This is a genomic window from Parabacteroides sp. MSK.9.14 (assembly GCF_019041495.1).
Lineage (GTDB): Bacteria > Bacteroidota > Bacteroidia > Bacteroidales > Tannerellaceae > Parabacteroides > Parabacteroides merdae.
In genome coordinates this window covers 89,787-109,423 of record NZ_JAHPXO010000010.1, presented here as the reverse complement: position 1 = coordinate 109,423, position 19,637 = coordinate 89,787, and the positions used below count along the sequence as shown (strand labels likewise).

Genomic DNA, 19,637 nt, shown 5'->3' with positions numbered 1-19,637 from the left:
ATAATTATTATGAAAACAAAATTGAAATATATCTGCCTTTCGGCAGCAGCGGGACTGACACTTTCACTTAGTTCTTGTTCCGACTTCATGGACCTCACACCTGAAGACCAGTATGACGAAGCAACAGTCTGGTCGGATGCAGATTTAGCAAAAACGGTTGTCAACGATGTCTATTCGTACGTATGCGACATAGCACAAGAAGTAAATCCAGACGCCTGGACAGATGATGCTTTCTTTACGCACGTATACGGATGCCGCGATATCAACGAGGCGACCGTCTCACCGAGCAACTTGGGCGCTTACGACCGTGACGACTGCCCGTTCAAATGGAGCAAGCAATACAAAGGAATCTATCGTGCCAATCTGGTTTTGGCAAATATCGACAACGTTCCTGAAAAGACCGGTGTAGACTTGAATATATTGAAAGGAGAAACTTATTTCCTTCGGGCATATATCTACACTGAGTTGCTCCGTGGTTTCGGTGGCGTACCCATCGTAGACAAAGTGTATAGCATTGAAGAAGCTTCGGCCTTAAATTTACCACGTGCCAATGTTGCGGATGTAATGGATTTTATTCTGAAAGACATCGAACAAGCTACCAGCCTATTACCTGAACAACAAACCGGTGTCAATTTAGGTCGTGCTACCAAAGGAGCAGCTAAAGCATTAAAAGCACGTCTGTTACTGCATGTAGCCAGCCCATTGTTTGCTGATCGTACCGTCAATAAATTAGAGTGTAACCAATATACAGGTGACCGTCAAGCATTATATCAACAAGCATTAGATGCCGCTAAAGATGTTATCAATGACAGCAATTACTCTTTGATTGACTGTAATGCCGGTACCATCAAGGAAATTGCAGAAAAATTCCATAACATCATTATCACGAACAACGAAGAGACTATCTGGTCGAAACAGTATGTAAACAAAGATTTGAATGCCGACAACTGGGTTCGTAACCGTGTAGCCCTATTGCATGGGCCGAACGGTTATCACAACTGGGCCGGAACAGCTCCGACACATGACTTGGTGATGGCTTTCGAAACAGAAGAAGGTAAAATCCCGAATACGCTATTGAAACCGGGTGAATCAACCACCGAAAATCCGTATATGAACCGTGAACCACGTTTCTATGCAACTATCGGTTATGATGGTGCAGAGTGGGGACGCCCCAGAGCTTCCGATGGAGCCGTGTTCGATGCGACTCCACTGGGTAACCTGCAATTCGGTTATTATGAATTAAGTGAAGGCGGCAATAACGTCAATGCCATATATTCAGTTGATGACGATAACAATCCCATCAAGCAGGAAAAATTCAATGGTATGGTCGGCGTTGATACCCGTATGGGACAGATCGAAAACTGGAATGGTACTTACACCGGCTATTTGGAAAAGAAATTGATCGACGGTTCTGTAGCAGCCAACGAACACAACTTCCAAACTTGTCCGATGCCTTACATCCGCTTAGCCGAAATGTATCTGATTGCAGCCGAAGCCTGTATCGAATTAAACAAATTGGATGAAGCAGTCATTTATATAGACGCTATCCGTGGACGTATCGGTCGGCCGGATACCAAAGCCACATTGGCTGTTCGCGGACAAACATTCAACCAAAGTGATCTGCGTGAATTCCTGCGCCATGAACGTCGTGTCGAATTAACTTATGAACATTCACGTTATTATGACATACGTCGCTGGATGATTGCACCGGAAATCGGAAACAAGAAATTAACCGGTGTATCAATTGTCGGCCGTTTAAAACCGGGCAAGACAGCATCTTTACCGTATGTTCATGACGAAGAAGTCTATAATTACACCTGGACAGTTCTCAATCTGAACTATATTGAGAAACGAAAATGGGACAACAAGATGTATTTCGCACCAATCAAGTTAGAAGAGACTTTACGTAATCCGGCAATCATACAAAACCCGTATTACGAATAATATCTACTCCTAAACAATCAGACTAGGGAGGAAGTAAAAAACTTCCTCCCTATTTTTTCTTGTGTATATTTTGTAATATCACTCTATCACTTTTTCATGATATCATATTAATTATCAACCGATAAAGAAGTGATACATGCCCTTTTTTATGTATCACTTCCCTATCACCATCCATCACTTGTCTCGTCCTGATTTTGGTTGACTGTGTATTAAAACAAGTCTCATTTATTTTTTAAAAAACCATTGATTTTCTTGCATTTCCTCTATATTTTTATTATCTTTGTAAGGACTTAAAGTCATATACATCCGGATGTTTCCAACCCCTACACCCCCATGTACAGACCGCCGTCACCCGGGTGTTCAGAAATGTAAATCCGGGTGTAAAGAAAGTTAATTAGACACTTCTCTCAGTTTTATTCATTGGTTTTATCAAAAATACAGCTTATGTCACACGCTTATGTAGTACGTCCCAAAGTGGACAAAAGCGGAGAAACAGAAAAAATCCGCTATTATGGTGTCCCGGTAACATCCGGGCAAGTATCGACCGAACAACTGGCTACATGTATCTCTACCCGGTGCACGCTTTCAAGAGGCGAAATACTGGCTGCCATAATCGAAATCGGACGCGAAATCCAGTTCCAACTGGATATGGGGTACACCATAAACCTTCACGGCATAGGAACATTGTTCCTCTCGGCCGGAAGTGAAGGATATGAAAACCCGAAAGACTGCACGCCTCATCGCGTGAAAGCTAAACGGCTATGCATCAAGGCTGATCCGGAAATGAAGAAGTTCATGAAAAGACTCAAGTTTGAAAGGTGGAAATAATTTGCAAGTAGAAATTCATGATAAAAAACAATCAAAGATGAAGGTAACGTTATATCGATATGAAAAGGAGACGCTCGTCATGCGTTCCGTTGAAATGGAAAAACTGCAGGCTGCCCTACGAACAGAGAATCTCAACAAACCGGTCAGCACCACACGCAACAAAGCCATGTTTACACTGCCCGGCACGCAAAACAGCTACATACAGAAACTTCCGGTGGTCGTTTTCGGAGGGACTTTCCGCAAGACAGGCGAACCCGCCCCTCCCATGCGCGACTATTCGGGATTGGTGCTGCTCGAAGTAAACCATCTTTCCGACTTGCAAGAAGCGGTACAAATCCGGCAACAAGCCGCCATGATGCCGCAAACGCTACTGGCATTCGTCGGCTTTAGCGGGAAAAGCGTGAAAATAGTGATCCCGTTCACACTGCCGGACGGGACGCTTCCACGCTCACCCGAACAGGTCAAACGATTCCACTCGCAAGCCTACTTGACGGCAGTCAAATACTACCAGCCACAATTAGGACGTAACATCACACTGAAAGAACCGGTCCTACAGCACGGATGCCGCATGAGCTACGATCCGCAGCCGGTATACAACCCCGATGCCGTCGCCATCCGGATCGAGCAACCGATGCGGATGGCGGATTCGGAAGAGATCCGTATCGTCCCGGAAGAACCATCCGAACCACTTCAAAGGCTAATGCCCGGTATGTCACGCAACTATCGGATCGCTACACTGTTCAGCATAGCGATGGTAGACGCCATCCGAAAATCAGGACAAATAAAAGACGGGGATCTCAAGCCGGTCTTTACCCTATTAGCCGATAATTGCCTGAAAGCCGGTATCCCGGAAGAGGATGCCGTACAATGCACACTGCTTTACAACGATCTGAGATCCAAAGAGATGGAAATCCGCATGACTTTCCGATCCGTCTACACACTGAAAGAAGCGCTCGCCGGAAAAACATTCATGCCTGAAATCATGTCGCTGACTTTGCAATTAGAAGAATTCATGCTGCGCCGTTACGAAATCAGAAACAACAAGATGAGTGGCGAAGTGGAATACCGAGACAAATCGCTCCTACGTTTCACATTCAGCCCTTTCACCCGCGAAGTCCGCAACTCCATCTGTACGGAAGCGCACAAAGAAGGGTTGAACGTCTGGGATAAAGACATCGAACGATATGTTTACTCGGACAACATACCCACTTTTTTCCCGATAGAAGAATATCTCGGACATCTGCCCAAATGGGATGGCAAAGATCATATCCGGAAGCTTGCCAAACGCGTACCTTGCAACAATATCCGATGGGCAGACCACTTCCACAGATGGTTCCTCAGTATGGTAGCGCACTGGTTAGGGTTGGACCGGGAACATGGCAACAGCACTACTCCCCTACTGGTCGGCGACCAGGGATGCGGCAAATCGACTTATTGCCTGAACATCCTGCCTCCCGAACTGCGGCAGTTCTACACAGACAGCATCGATTTCAGCAAGCGCCGGGATACGGAGTTGGCTTTGCACCGCTATGCCCTGGTAAACATAGACGAGTTCGATTCCGTCAAGGATACGCACCAAAGCTACCTGAAGCATATCCTGCAAAAAGCGAATGTCAGTACACGGCTGCCCTATCAGACGGCCAACAGGAATTTAAGACGTTACGCCACATTCATCGCGACAAGCAACAACTTCAATATCCTGACCGACCCGACCGGTAGCCGACGTTTCATTTGCATCGAAGTCACAGACACCATCGATTATATACAACCGATCGACTACGAGCAGCTGTATGCACAGGCGATGGAAGCATTGGCTAACGGCGAACGCTACTGGTTCACACACGAGGAAGAAACCGAAATAGTCGCCAACAACCGGCAATTCCAGCAAATACCGCCCGAAGAACAACTGTTCCTGCAATATTTCCGACTCCCGAAAAAGAATGAGGTAGGCGAATTTCTTCTGTCGATAGAGATTTTAGGGCGGATCAAGCAGAAACAACGTGATTTCAGCTACACAAAAACCGTCATTTCCAACTTCGGACGTCTTTTGAAGCGAAACGGCATTCCTTCGAAAAGAAGCAACAGAGGCACTATATATCAGGTAGTTGAACTAAGCAAGTCCTAAAAAGACTTTTAACTTATAAAAAAGCGGTGACATATGAGTGATATAAGCGTGATAGATATTTCAAGCACCAATTGCATATCATCATACTAATATACAGTCAGTTAAAAATAAAAAGTGATACAGTGATATTGATTTTCGGAATCAAGTTTTTTTTGTATATGACATATACACTTCGCATAACAAATTATTTATTGCAAAACACATTGCACTTATTACAACATTTTGTAACTTTGGGCAATATCTCAATTCACCGAATTGCTAATTTAATAATATCATGAAGAACAGAAAATTAAGAATGGGAATGGTTGGAGGAGGTAGTGACGCCTTCATCGGGGCGATCCACCGTCGCGCAGCCTTTATGGACAATCAGATCGAATTAGTTTGCGGATGTTTCAGCGTAGACCCTGAGATATCCAAAAGCTCCGGTTTATCGTACTTTTTGCCGGAAGACCGGATTTACAGCACTTACCAAGAAATGTTCGAACACGAAATGACCTTACCGGAAGGAGAAAGGATGGATTTTGTCACGATCGTGACTCCCAACCGTTGGCATTTCGAACCAGCTATGATGGCTCTTGAAAGAGGGTTCCATGTGGTCGTGGATAAACCGATGACGTTCTCACTCGAAGAGGCCAAACAACTACAGAAAAAAGTGGAAGAGACCGGATTAGTGCTGGCTCTGACACATGTATACTCGGCCTATCCGGCAGTAAAAGAGGCGAAAGCCCGTATCGCGAAAGGCGAACTCGGAAAATTGCGCCGCGTCTATGTAGAATATACGCAAGGATGGCTTTCCGAACGTATCGAATTGCTAGGTGGCAACAATGCCGGATGGCGCACGGACCCGAAACGTTCCGGCAAAGCCGGTTGCATAGGGGATATCGGAACACATGCCTGGCATTTGAGCGAATATATTACCGGACTGAAAGTCAAAGAACTATGTGCCGACCTGAAGGCATTCGTTCCCGGACGTCCGATCGATGACGACGGGGCGGCATTCCTTCGCTACGAAAACGATGTGACAGGCGTCTTGACCGCAACACAGATCGGAACTGGCGAAGCCAATAATATCCGCATCCGTATTTATGGTGAAAAAGGCGGACTGGAATGGCGCCAGATGGAGCCGAACACGCTGACATTGAGATGGAGAGATCGTCCGACTGAAATATTGGATATCGGCAACAACGGTTACCTGACCCCCGAAGCCCTGTGGAATACCCGAACTCCGGCAGGACACCCGGAAGGTTTTATCGAAGCTTTTGCCAATATCTACCGCAATTTCTCACTTACCGTCAGAGCTATCAAAAACGGAGAAACACCCAGTGGAGACTGCTTGGATTTCCCGACCGTATACGATGGCGTAAGAGGTATGCAATTCATTGAAACAATGGTGGAAGCCGGATATAACGACAATGTAAAATGGCAAAAATGGATTGATTGAAATCCTGAAAAACCGTAAATAAATAACATCTTATGAAACTAAACGTACTTGCTTGCTGCCTGTCCCTGCTCGGGACGGCAGCTTTCGCTCAAAAAAACGAGTGGAGAGATCCTAACGTAAACGAGATCAACAGAGCTCCCATGCACACCAACTATTTCGCATACGAAGACGAAAACAGTGCATTGAAAGGATGTAAGGAATCATCCGGGAATTTTATGACCTTGAACGGTAACTGGAAATTCTTCTGGGTAAAAAATGCAGATATGCGCCCGACAGATTTTTACCAGGTGAACTTCAACGACAAGGGATGGGATAATCTGAAAGTACCCGGCTTGTGGGAACTGAACGGTTATGGCGACCCGATCTATGTGAATGTCGGGTATCCTTGGAGAAGCCAGTTCAAGAACAACCCGCCTGAAGTTCCTACGGAAAACAACCACGTAGGTTCTTACCGTAAAGAGATCATGGTTCCGGCAGACTGGAAAGGAAAAGAGATATTCGCTCATTTCGGTTCTGTCACATCAAACATGTATCTTTGGGTGAACGGACAATTCGTCGGCTACAGTGAAGACAGCAAACTTGAAGCCGAATTCAATCTGACCAAATACCTGAAACCAGGGAAAAACCTGATCGCATTCCAGGTGTTCCGCTGGTGCGACGGGACTTATCTGGAAGACCAGGATTTCCTCCGCCTCTCCGGAGTAGGCCGCGACTGCTACCTCTATGCCCGCACTCCGAAATACATTCAGGACATCCGCGTGACTCCGGATTTGGATGCACAATATAAAGACGGTACTTTAAATGTTTCCCTGAACCTGAAAGGCAGCGGGACAGTCGACCTGAAACTGTTAGATAAGGCCGGCAAAGAAGTCGCTACTTCGTCGGTCAAAGGTTCGGGCAAAGTTTCCACCGACATGGCAATAAGCAATCCTGAGAAATGGACTGCCGAAACTCCGGTTCTCTACACACTGATCGCAACTTTGAAAAACGGCAGCAACACGACTGAGGTTATTCCGGTGAAAGTCGGTTTCCGCAAGATCGAATTGAAAAACGCCCAGATATTGGTAAACGGACAACCAGTCTTGTTCAAGGGAGCCGACCGGCACGAAATGGATCCGGACGGAGGTTACGTCGTATCGCCGGAGCGCATGATCCAGGACATCAAGGTCATGAAGGAATACAACATCAATGCCGTACGTACTTGTCATTATCCAGACAACAATTTATGGTATGACCTCTGCGACAAATATGGTATTTATGTCGTTGCTGAAGCAAATGTAGAATCGCACGGTATGGGATACGGTGACAAGACGTTGGCTAAAAACCCGCTGTTCGCCAAAGCACATATGGAACGCAACCAGCGCAACGTCCAGCGTGGTTATAATCACCCATCCATCATTTTCTGGTCATTAGGCAACGAGGCCGGCATGGGTCCAAACTTCGAAGCTTGTTATACCTGGATCAAGAACGAAGACAAATCACGTGCCGTGCAATACGAACAGGCACGGACAAGCGAATTCACCGATATCTATTGCCCGATGTACCGCGACTATAAAGGTAGTGAAGAATATTGCAAGGGAGACATCGACAAACCGCTTATCCAATGCGAATATGCGCACGCGATGGGCAACTCTCAAGGGGGATTCAAAGAATATTGGGATCTGATCCGCAAATATCCGAAATACCAAGGTGGCTTTATCTGGGATTTCGTTGATCAGTCTTTGCGTTGGAAAACAAAAGACGGCGTTCCTTTCTATGCTTATGGCGGCGACTGGAACAAATATGACGCTTCCGACAACAACTTTATGGACAACGGCTTGATAAGCCCGGACCGCAAACCGAATCCGCATATGCACGAAGTCGGGCATATCTACCAGTCCATCTGGGTGACTCCGTCCGACTTGGCTAACGGTGTCGTAAACGTATACAACGAAAACTTCTTCCGTAACCTAGACGGTTACTATGCAGAATGGGAATTGCTGGCTAACGGCGAAGTGGTTCAGACAGGCATGGTCAAAGACCTGGAAGTAGCTCCGCAACAGACCAAGTCCATAAAACTGAATTATAGCACAGAGGGCATTTGTAAATGCAAAGAACTCTTGCTGAATGTGGCCTTTAAGTTGAAAAAAGCGGAAACATTGCTGCCTGCCGGTTATACGGTAGCCAAAAACCAGTTGACGATCCGCCCGTACAATGCTCCGAAACTGGATTTGCAGAATGTACACCAAGTGAACATTGAGACTGTCATTCCGACCATTAAAGATAATGACATCAATTATCTGATCGTCGAAGGAGAGAATTTCCGCATGGACTTCGATAAGCATGACGGTTTCTTGTGCAGATACGATGTAAATGGCATGACGATGCTGAAAGAAGACGGAAAACTGACTCCGAACTTCTGGCGTGCTCCGACCGACAACGATATGGGAGCCAACCTGCAAAACAAATATGCCGCCTGGAAAGAACCGGGATTGAAACTGGTTTCTCTGACAAACAAAATCGAAAACGACATGGCTACTGTCAATGCCGAATACACGATGGATGCAGTAAAAGCCAAATTGTATCTGACTTATACGATCAACAACGAAGGCGCAGTGAAAGTCACACAGAAAATGGTAGCCGACAAATCGGCTGAAGTTTCCGATATGTTCCGCTTCGGCATGCAGATGCAGATGCCTAAATGCTTGGATCAGATCAACTATTACGGCAGAGGTCCGATCGAGAACTATTCCGACCGTAACAACGTCACCGACCTGGGTAATTACAGACAGACTGTAGACGAACAGTTCTACTCTTATATCCGCCCGCAGGAAACAGGAACCAAAACGGATATCCGTTGGTGGAAACAGACCAACAAAGGCGGCAACGGACTCATGTTCATTTCGGAAGCTCCGTTCTCGGCTTCAGCCTTGAATTATTCGATCGAATCACTTGACGACGGAGTACAGAAAGACCAGAGACACTCCGAACTTGTACCTCAGGCAAACTACACCAATATGTGTATTGACAAGGTACAAATGGGATTGGGTTGCGTCAACAGTTGGGGAGCGCTTCCACTGGAACAATACCGTATCCATTACGGAGATTATGAATTCTCTTTCATCATGAAACCGATTCAATCTAATTTATAAACAGCAATAAATGAAGGGAGCTGTCCCCGCATTTCCATTCAAGAAGCGGGGACAAGTTCCTATTTTTACAAAAATTGGTAAAAAAGCATAATCACTATGCATATTTCGTTAAATAGTGGGTGCAAACTTTTATTTTATGTAGAAAAAGACTACTTTTATTGCCGATTTTTAAATCTAATTCAGGACTAATTGTAAAATCGTTTACCATAAAAACAAATGGCTACTAACAACAATTCTAATCGCTATCCTTCCGAAAAAGGGAGATTTTTCAAAGGAAAAACCTTCATTCTTTTGGTCGGATTACTTCTCGGGGCAGGCATTATGGTTGCCGTATATAAAACATCCGTCTATTTCTCTTCCGATGAATCTTGTATGATGTGCCATGTCCATCCGCATGCGGAAGACAGCTGGAAGCTCTCCAAACACGTAAATAACGGAAGCGGCGTTAAAACACATTGCGTGGCTTGTCACCTTCCGCCTCAAAGCGACACCTGGAATCATTATACGGCTAAAGCCAAATTGGGATTGAAAGACGTATGGTCCTTCATGACAAAAGACAGTGCGGATTTCGACTGGAACACCAAGTCGGAACTGGAACATGCCGTCAAATATATTCCGAACGAATCCTGCAAGGAATGCCATCAGAACTTGTTCCCGGAAGGGATTAACCAGGACGGCATTACTGCTCACCTTTATTATGACGAAAACGAAAAGAAACTGGATTTACAGTGTATCAGCTGCCACCTCGACGCCGGACACTATAATCCGGATTATAAACACGGCAAATTAACAGGTATTCCCGGAGCCGCCACGGCTACTGTTGATACCAGCCTTTATTTCAAGACGGCGACACCTGTCACATCTTTTACCGATTATACGGAACAAATTCCGGGTACGGCCGTTGCATTCAAAATGGTCGCCATTCCGGGCGGTACATTCAAAATGGGTAGCACCGATAAAGAACCGTTCCATAAGGCAGATGAAGCTCCGGTTCGAAACGTTACGGTCAGTCCGTTCTTTATGGCTGAAGTAGAAGTGACGTGGGATCAGTATTGGGCATTCTACGGACAAACCATGAGCGAAGGACGTACTCCGCCCGAAACCGTATATGCAAATAACAGCAATCCGGATGTCGATGCCATTTCCGGCCCGACTCCTCCGTTCGGATTCCCCGACCAGGGATGGGGCGCAGGTGACCGTCCGGCTATCACGATGACACACTATGCTGCAGAAACATTCTGCCAGTGGCTGTCCAAACAAACAGGGAAAAAATACCGCCTGCCGACCGAGGCAGAATGGGAATATGCAGCCCGTGGAGGAACGGAAACTCCTTATTTCTTCACCGGGAACCCGAAAGATTTTTCAGACCAGGGATTCTGGCGTAAGTTCTTCGATGCAAAAACAGACAGCATCAGTTCATTCGTGATTTACGCGAAGAACAGCAAAAACAGAACTCAAGAGCCGGGCGAAGTGAAAGCGAACCCGTTCGGTTTGAAGAATATGTTGGGTAATGTAATGGAATATTGTGCCGACAAATATGATCCGAAGGCTTACAGCAAAGGGGGCGATAACGTGACCAACCCGTTAATCACAGAAGGAGAAGAATGGGTTGTACGCGGCGGTAACTACACTTCCGATGCGGCAGACGTTCGTTCTGCAGCCCGCGATTATACAAAGCATGATGCCTGGTTGAAGACTGATCCGCAACAACCGAAGAGTATCTGGTGGTATTCGGATATCCGCGGTATCGGTTTCCGTGTGGTTTGCGAACCGGACCCGGCAATTGGAGCGAAATAACAGATGTTTAATTGATACCTAAAAATTACTATATCATGAAGAAAGAAAACAGTATTAGCAGAAGATCGTTTTTAAAAAGTACAGCTATGGCCGGAGCACTGGGTGCAATCGGCACAGGTAGTGCAAGTGTATTAACCTCATGTGCAGGCGGCGGCGAAAGTGCAGCTGCAAACAAACCTCTGAAAGAACCTGGAACTTATTATATTCCGGAATTGCCCGATAAGGCTACTGACGGAAAAGAACTGAAAGCCGGTGTTATCGGTTGTGGCGGACGCGGTTCCGGTGCAGCAGAAAACTTCTTGGATGCTGCAAACGGCGTGACAGTCGTTGCCGTTGCCGATACATTCAAAGAACGTGTAGACGCTTTGGCCGACAAGCTGAAAGAAAAAGGATGTAATATTCCTGAAGACAAACGTTTCGTTGGTCTGGATGCATACAAACAATTGATCGATAGCGGTGTCGATGTTGTCATTATTGCAACTCCTCCCGTATTCCGTCCGGTACATTTCCAATATGCGGTTGAAAAAGGCAAACATTGTTTCCTGGAAAAACCGATTTGTGTCGACCCGGTAGGCTATCGTACGATTATGGCAACCGCCAAACAGGCTCAGGCAAAGAATCTATGTGTCGTAACAGGTACACAGCGTCATCACCAGCGCAACTATGTCGAATCTTACAAGAAGATCATGGAAGGTGCTATCGGTGAAATTACGGGTGGTGTAGTTTACTGGAATCAGAGCATGTTGTGGTTCCGCGAACGTCAGAAAGACTGGAACGATTGCGAATACATGATCAAGGACTGGGTAAACTGGAAATGGTTATCCGGAGACCATATCGTGGAACAGCATGTGCACAACATCGATGTATTCACATGGTTCAGCGGCTTGAAACCGGTTAAAGCTGTCGGTTTCGGTTCTCGCCAACGCCGTATCACGGGCGACCAGTATGATAACTTCAGCATCGATTTCACAATGGAAAACGGCATCCACTTGCATAGTATGTGCCGCCAGATTGACGGTTGTGCCACTAACGTCAGCGAATTTATCCAAGGAACAAAAGGTTCTTGGAACAGTGCTGAAATGGAAATCAAGGACAATGCAGGTAACGTCATCTGGAAATACGATGGTGAAGCAGAAAAGAACGCACATACACAGACAAATCCATATGTATTGGAACATGTAAACTGGGTAAACTGCATCCGTGGCGGCAAACCTATCGAACAGGCTTCAGAAACAGCTGTTGCCAACATGGCTGCTATCATGGGACGTGAATCAGCATACACCGGTGCAGAAACGACATGGGATGCAATGACTGCTTCTCCTCTGGATTATACTCCGAAAGACCTGAACTTAGGCAAGATGGATATGAGTGGATTTACAGTTCCGGTTCCAGGAAAACCTCGTGATGAAAAGAAAAAATAAAATATGGCACTGAACAGAAGAAACTTTTTAAGAGCAACTCTGGCAGGCGCGGCTGTTGCAGCCGGTAGTTCAGCTTTTGCTGCCTGTGGCGGCAAGGCTGCTTCTACAGAAGGTTGTCCGGCAGAAAAGGGATCATGTCCAAACAGCAAAGCCGAGTTGAAGATATCCTTTCAGGAAGGGATTGCACCGGGAGCTAATCTCAACGAGAAATTTGACTTGATGGAAAAGTTAGGTGTCGTTGGTTTCGAACCGGGCGGACGTGGCCTGAAAGATCGTGTAAAAGAGATCAAGGAAGCACTAAACGGACGCAACATCAAAGTGAGCGCCATCTGTGCTGGTTTCCAGGGGTTCATCCTCTCGACAGATCCGGCTATCCGCAAGCAGTGCATGGACACGATGAAAGAGATCATTGCTCCTGCAGGCGAACTGGGTTCTACGGGTGTGATCATCGTCCCGGCTTTCAACGGTCAAAAACCGGCTATGCCTCATACGCAGGAAACGCGGGATTTCTTATGCGAACAATTCAATGAAATGGGTAACTTTGCAAAAGAGCACGGGACTACAGTTATCTTTGAACCGCTCAACAGGAAAGAAGCATTCTATCTTCGTCAGGTAGCGGATGCAGCTTCCATCTGCCGCGACATCAACAATCCGGGTGTACGCTGTATGGGTGACTTCTGGCACATGACTTGGGAAGAGACTTCCGACATGGGAGCTTTCCTTTCTGCAGGCGAATATCTGCAACACGTGCACGTTGCCAGCCGTAAACGCCGCAGCATGCCGGGTGAAGACGGAGAAGCAGATAACTACGTTAACGGCTTCAAGGGCCTGAAGATGTTGGATTACGACAAATATGTAAGTTTCGAATGCGGATGCCAGGGAGACCGGAACGTTTTGGTCCCTGCCGCAGTGGAACTATTACGAAAACAATGGGAAGAAGCATAAAATATGCCATTAGTATATCCTAATATGCAAATGAGTGAGGTGGTGGAAGAGCACCCCTCACTCATTCCTGTCATTAACCGTTTTGGAATCCGCCTGGGCTTAGGCGACAAATCGGTAAAGGCGATTTGTGAAGAATACCGGCTGGATACCGACTTCCTCTTGACGGTAATCAACACGTTTCTCAACGAGGAATACTTCCCGGAAAAGAAGCTACAAACTTTCCATACTTCACAGATTATCGATTATCTGACTAAAACCAACCAGTATTACCAACGCTATCAAATCCCGAATATAGAAAGGCATCTCGGTTCATTCATATCGATGAGTACGCCGGGAAACAACACGCTCAACCTGATCGGAAAGTTTTTCTCATCCTTCAAAGAAGAGCTGACCTCACGGATCGAAAAGGACGACCGGGTCTGGTTCCCCTATTGCCTGTCATTAAGCGAAAAACTGAAAGATTATCCATCTTCCGGGCAGGTCGAAGCATTGCACCTCGGAACGGAACAGCGATTGGAAGATCCGATAGAGGCCTTGTTGGCGGATCTGAAAAGCATCATGGTCAAGCATCTTTCCGGCGACTATAATGAGAACTTATGCTACGCCGTCATATTTGCCATCAGCAGTTTGGAAAAAGATATCAAACAACACAACCGCATCCGCTACCGGATATTGACACCGATGGTTTCGGCTATGGAAAAGTTGTGTATTTAACAAACAGCCGGATGCATCGCAACAAGCAAATAGCAATCATATTATCCGACACGCTACAAAGCATCGGCCTGCAAAGCATGCTGACCGACTATTTTCCACCGGTAGAGATCAGCCACTACCCTACTTTCGAGGCATTTTCGACTTCCGGCAACGATACGTTCGACTACTACTTTACAAATGCCGCTTTATTTGTCCTTTATGCAGACTTTTTCCTTCCCCGCCGGAGCAAGACGATGGTCCTGATCGACGAAACCGAAGGTGAAGGGGGACTATCGGCAACCAGCCATATCACGATCAAGGCCTCGCAGGAAGTCATCATCGAGCAGTTGGAACAACTTTTTACCGGAGAAAACAACAGTATTTCCAGCGACAACAACAAGGAACTGTCCACCCGCGAAACGGACGTCCTCCAATTAATCGTCAAAGGCAGCACCAACAAAGAAATTGCAGACAAGCTGAACATCAGCCTGAACACAGTCCTCAGCCACCGCAAGAACATCACGACCAAGCTCGGCATCAAAACAGTATCGGGACTTACCTTCTATGCCATCATGAACGGCATTATTTCAGGCGACGACATCGAACTTTAAAATCACTACATGTAGTGATTGATTCCCATTCATCTTTACCGTTCCTTTGCAACCGTAAAATACTAATAGTTTACAATTAATACGATGAATCAACGCTATCTGTATGTCCTTGTCGCAGGCGCGCTTACGTGTTTGCAACCGATTAAAGCCGAACGGGTGAATGAAAATGTGAACGACACGATCAAGACCTATAATATAGGTGAGGTGATCGTCACTTCTTCCACAAAGGAGACGAACGATCTCCGCACGCTTCCGGGAGCCGTTTCCATCCTCTCGCCCCAAGCGATAGCAACCAGGCAGATAGATGCTCTCAAGGATATCAGCGCTTTCGTCCCCAACCTTTATATGCCGGACTACGGTTCGAAAATGACTTCGGCCATTTATATACGCGGAATCGGAGCGCGTAGCAGCGGGCAATCCATCGGATTATATGTCGACAATGTCCCCTATCTGGATAAAAGCGCTTTCGATTTCGAGCTGAACGATATCCAACGCATCGAAGTTTTACGGGGACCGCAGGGAACCCTTTACGGACGTAACGCAATGGGGGGCATCGTCAATATCTACACCCTCTCCCCCTTCGATTACCAGGGGACAAAAGTCACGATGTCGATGGGCAATTACGGGGCGGCCAAAGCCAAAGTGTCCCAATACAGCAAGATCGGAGAAAACATCGGGATCTCGTTAAACGGGTATTACGACCGTAACGACGGCTTTTTCATCAACGAATATAACGGCACAAAGGCCGATAAGGAGGAATCGGCAGGCGGCCGATTCAAATTAGAGGGGTATATTACGGACCATCTGAAGGCGCAATATACATTCAACTATGACTATGTAACGCAAAAAGCCTTCCCCTACGGGCAGTACGACCCGCAGACCGGGACTGTGCAGCCGATCCGCATCAACGATCCGAGTTCCTACTGGCGCCGCACGCTGAACAACAGCCTGTATCTGGAATGGAAAACAGACCGTTTTATCCTCTCTTCCACCACGGCCTACCAATATCTGAAAGACGACATGAAGATGGACCAGGACTATACGGAACAGTCTGTTTTCACCCTTCACCAAAAGCAGAAACAATATGCCTGGAGCGAAGAACTGGCGATCAAATCCAATACAAAAAGCAATTACCAATGGAGCTTCGGCGCCTACGGTTTTTATAACAGCCTGAACACCGACGGTCCGGTCGTCTTCAAGAAAGACGGGCTGACGGGCATTTTGCAGAAAGCGTTCGACGACATACTGGCGAATAACCCAAAAGCACCGAAGCTTACTGTCCAGGGGGACGAACTGAACCAGATTTATTTCCCCGGAAACTTCGACACGCCGACCTACGGCTTCGCGGCTTTCCACCAATCGACCTACAATAACCTCTTTGTCGAAGGGCTTTCCATCACCGCCGGTATCCGCCTGGATTACGAGAAAGCGAACCTGGACTATCATTCAGCAGTAGACAGCATGAAGATCGGTGTGGAAATGGGCCCGATGAAAATGACGCTACCGGTCACGACGACTATGGACGGCAACATCTCACAGGATTTCCTGCAAGTATTGCCGAAGGTTTCGCTCCGTTACCAGTGCACACCCGAAACATTCACGTATCTCTCGGTCGCCAAAGGATACAAGACAGGAGGATATAACGTGCAGATGTTCGGCGATCTGGTCCAGGCCCAAGCCAAATACGACCTGATGTCGAAGTTTGCTCCCGACAAGGCCGAACAGCCGGGCGAAGTGAAAGACATCGCTTCCTACAAACCGGAACACAGCTGGAACTACGAAGCAGGCATCCGCAGCGAACTGGTCCGGGGCAGGCTGAGTGCGGAACTGACCTTCTTCTACATGGACATCCGCGACCTCCAACTCACCAGCTTTGCCGAGAACGGCAGCGGGCGCATGATCACCAACGGAGGAAAGGCGAACAGCTATGGCGTGGAACTGAGCCTGCGCAGCCGTATCACGGACGGACTCACCGCAGACCTCAACTACGGTTTTACCCGTGCCACTTTCCGCGATTACATCTTCACGGACAAGGACGAGAACAGCCAGATCGTGAAAACGGACTGCAAGGATAATTTCATTCCTTACACGCCACGCCACACCGTCAGCCTGGGATTGCAATACACGAAACTACTCCACCGGAAGATGATTGACCAGTTCATCGTATCCGCCCAGTTCACCGGAGCAGGCAAGATCTTCTGGACGGAGAAGAACGACATCAGCCAGCCGTTCTACGGCCTCGTCAATGCCAAAGTGGGCATCCGCAAGGGAATCGTCAACCTCAACCTGTGGAGCCGTAACATCACGAACACGGACTACCAGGCGTTCTATTTCGAATCGTTCAACCAGTCGTTCATCCAGAAAGGCAAACCGTTCCAGATCGGCGGCGAAATCACCGTTACATTTTAAGACATGAAACTATTATACTACCTCCCGATACTGCTCTGCCTCGCCTATACGGCAAGAGGGGAAGAGATAGAAAAAGATACGGCGAAGATCCGCAATGTTGAACTGAACGAAGTGGTCGTGCAGTCGTTCAAGCAACAGCGCGACCTCCGGCTGGAACCCCTGTCGGCATCGGCCGTGACGGGGACGGCGATCCAGAACCGGAACATCACGGGGATCAAAGAGTTCAGTTCCTTTATCCCGAACCTCTTTATGCCGGACTACGGATCGAAACTGACCTCGCCGGTCTATATCCGCGGGATCGGATCGAAAATCAACGCTCCCTCGATCGGGCTTTATGTGGACGGTATCCCCTATTTCGAAAAATCGGCTTTCGATTTCGATTTCAACGAGGTGGACAGGATCGAGGTGCTGCGCGGTCCGCAAGGGACGCTCTACGGTCGTAACACGATGGGCGGCATCATCAACGTCTATACGAAATCGCCCTTGAAATACGAGGGGACAAATGTCTGGCTTTCCAACGGTAGCTACGGTTACCGCGATTATGCCCTCTCTCATTATAAAAAGATCGGAGAAAAGTTCGGATATGCCATCTCCGGTGATTACCGGAACAGCGACGGCTACTTCACCAACCTGTTTACAGACAAGGAAGCGGACGACATGAAGTCCGGCTCCGCCCGCATCCGCCTGGAATGGAAGCCTCAGAAGAACCTTTCTTTCGGGCTAATGAGTTCGTTCGACCGTTCAGTCCAAGGCGGCTATCCCTACGCCGTCTGCGATTCGGTCACGCATAAACCGGGCGAAGTCGACTACAACGATTACAGTTTCTACAAACGGACGCTTTCGACGACCGGCTTCTCGGCAGATTACCAGGGGACGGGCTACAGCATCAACAGCCGGACCGCCTTCCAATATCTCTCGGACCATCAAGGCATCGACCAGGATTTCTCTCCCCGAAGCATCTATTTCGCGCGTCAGGATATGAAGCAGAAAATGTTTTCCGAAGAACTGAACATCAAATCGACAACTCCCGGACGTTACAAATGGCTGTTCGGCGCCTTCGGTTTCTGGCAGGGGATCGACAACACCGTGACACTCGATTATTTCACCAAAGACTATGCGACACGCAAGCTGTACGACACGCCGGCCTATGGTGTCGCCTTCTACCACCAATCCACAATCGACGACCTGCTGACGCGCGGCCTGTCACTGACTTTCGGTATCCGCTACGATTATGAGCATACCTCCAACGATTTCCTTTTCTACAAAGAAACGGACGGCGGCAGCGAACAGATGGACGCCTTCGACAGCCGGCTCAAGTTCAGCCAGGTCACGCCGAAGATCGCCCTGCAATATATGTTTCCCTCCACCGGCATGCTCTATGCCACCGTGACGAAGGGATATAAGACAGGCGGCTTCAACACCTCTTTCGACCGTGAGGAAGACCGCACGTTCCGCCCCGAAACCAGTTGGAACTACGAGTTTGGAGCCAAACACCCGTTCCTCGACAACCGCCTGAACGCCGAGTTCTGCTTTTTCTGGATCGACTGGAAAAACCAACAGATTTACCAGATGCTCGCCACCCAGAACGGGCAATTCCTGCGCAACGCCGGGCGTAGCGAGAGCAAAGGCGTCGAGGTCAGTCTGCAAGGGAATCCGGTCAACGGGCTGATGGTGCAGGTGAACTACGGCTTCACACATGCCACCTTCAAAGATTACAAGGACGAACGGCGAGGCATCGACTACAGCGGGAATTTCCTGCCGATGGTCCCGCGCCACACTTTCGCTGTCGGAGCCGATTATACGATCCCGAACCCTTGCCGTCACATCGACCGCTTCACGGTCAGCGCGAACTACACCGGGACGGGACGCATCCTGTGGAAAGAAGACAACAAGGTTTCGCAACCTTATTACGGACTGTTGAATGCAAAAGTATCTGCCACAAAAGATTTTATTACCTTTGCGATCTGGGCGAAAAATATGACCGGTGCAGACTATTCGGCTTTCTATTTCGAGACAGGCGGAAAGGGCCTGGCACAAAAAGGAAGGCCGTTCACGATCGGCGGGAATATACAATTGAGTTTTTAAAAGTCTCGGCAGAAGTTCGGGCGACACTTTAAAAGTTCTTAAAGTCCCCGACCGAACTTCGGACAACACTTTGAAAACTCTTAAAGTCCCGGCCGAATTTCGGATGACACTTTGAAAACTCCAAAAGTCCCGGCCGAATTTCGGACGACACTTTGAAAACTCCAAAAGTCCCAGCCGAATTTCGGACGACACTTTGAAAACTCTTAA

At 47.6% G+C, this 19,637-nt stretch carries 12 protein-coding genes; all 12 read left to right on the top strand.

Features of this window, described 5'->3' with window-relative positions; genetic code table 11:
* Positions 1 to 9: 9 nt before the first annotated feature.
* The 12 genes from KTG12_RS07515 (at position 10) to KTG12_RS07460 (ending at position 19,430) form a co-directional block, all read left to right on the top strand.
* A complete protein-coding gene (locus KTG12_RS07515; protein WP_046452383.1) occupies positions 10 to 1,944 on the top strand; it encodes a RagB/SusD family nutrient uptake outer membrane protein in 1,935 nt (644 codons plus the stop codon).
* Between the two features lie 444 nt (positions 1,945 to 2,388).
* The gene (locus tag KTG12_RS07510) at positions 2,389 to 2,772 is read left to right on the top strand and encodes a DsbA family protein (protein ID WP_022322405.1); all 384 of its coding nucleotides are present in this window, start codon (positions 2,389 to 2,391) and stop codon (positions 2,770 to 2,772) included.
* 37 nt (positions 2,773 to 2,809) lie between these two features.
* A complete protein-coding gene (locus KTG12_RS07505) occupies positions 2,810 to 4,897 on the top strand; it encodes a BT4734/BF3469 family protein (protein WP_138273218.1) in 2,088 nt (695 codons plus the stop codon).
* Between the two features lie 274 nt (positions 4,898 to 5,171).
* Complete coding sequence (locus KTG12_RS07500; protein ID WP_005640751.1) at positions 5,172 to 6,338, top strand: Gfo/Idh/MocA family protein; 1,167 nt, start codon at positions 5,172 to 5,174, stop codon at positions 6,336 to 6,338.
* A 32-nt stretch (positions 6,339 to 6,370) separates the two neighbouring features.
* Positions 6,371 to 9,469 (top strand): glycoside hydrolase family 2 TIM barrel-domain containing protein, encoded by a 3,099-nt coding sequence (locus tag KTG12_RS07495; RefSeq protein WP_005640749.1) that lies wholly within the window; start codon positions 6,371 to 6,373, stop codon positions 9,467 to 9,469.
* A 216-nt stretch (positions 9,470 to 9,685) separates the two neighbouring features.
* Complete coding sequence (locus KTG12_RS07490) at positions 9,686 to 11,266, top strand: SUMF1/EgtB/PvdO family nonheme iron enzyme (RefSeq protein ID WP_046452387.1); 1,581 nt, start codon at positions 9,686 to 9,688, stop codon at positions 11,264 to 11,266.
* 35 nt (positions 11,267 to 11,301) lie between these two features.
* Positions 11,302 to 12,687 carry a Gfo/Idh/MocA family oxidoreductase gene (locus KTG12_RS07485; protein WP_005640744.1) on the top strand — a complete coding sequence of 462 codons (1,386 nt, stop codon included), beginning with the start codon at positions 11,302 to 11,304 and terminating at the stop codon, positions 12,685 to 12,687.
* Positions 12,688 to 12,690: 3 nt separating this feature from the next.
* Positions 12,691 to 13,632, top strand: coding sequence for a sugar phosphate isomerase/epimerase (locus KTG12_RS07480; protein ID WP_005640742.1), 942 nt, complete (start codon positions 12,691 to 12,693; stop codon positions 13,630 to 13,632).
* 24 nt (positions 13,633 to 13,656) lie between these two features.
* A complete protein-coding gene (locus KTG12_RS07475; protein ID WP_005640741.1) occupies positions 13,657 to 14,346 on the top strand; it encodes a hypothetical protein in 690 nt (229 codons plus the stop codon).
* 11 nt (positions 14,347 to 14,357) lie between these two features.
* Positions 14,358 to 14,936: a LuxR C-terminal-related transcriptional regulator gene (locus KTG12_RS07470; RefSeq protein ID WP_005640738.1), complete on the top strand. Its 579-nt coding sequence runs from the start codon at positions 14,358 to 14,360 to the stop codon at positions 14,934 to 14,936.
* A gap of 84 nt (positions 14,937 to 15,020) precedes the next feature.
* Positions 15,021 to 17,345 (top strand): TonB-dependent receptor, encoded by a 2,325-nt coding sequence (locus tag KTG12_RS07465; RefSeq protein ID WP_138273216.1) that lies wholly within the window; start codon positions 15,021 to 15,023, stop codon positions 17,343 to 17,345.
* 3 nt (positions 17,346 to 17,348) lie between these two features.
* Positions 17,349 to 19,430 carry a TonB-dependent receptor gene (locus tag KTG12_RS07460; RefSeq protein ID WP_138273215.1) on the top strand — a complete coding sequence of 694 codons (2,082 nt, stop codon included), beginning with the start codon at positions 17,349 to 17,351 and terminating at the stop codon, positions 19,428 to 19,430.
* The last annotated feature ends 207 nt before the right edge of the window (positions 19,431 to 19,637 follow it).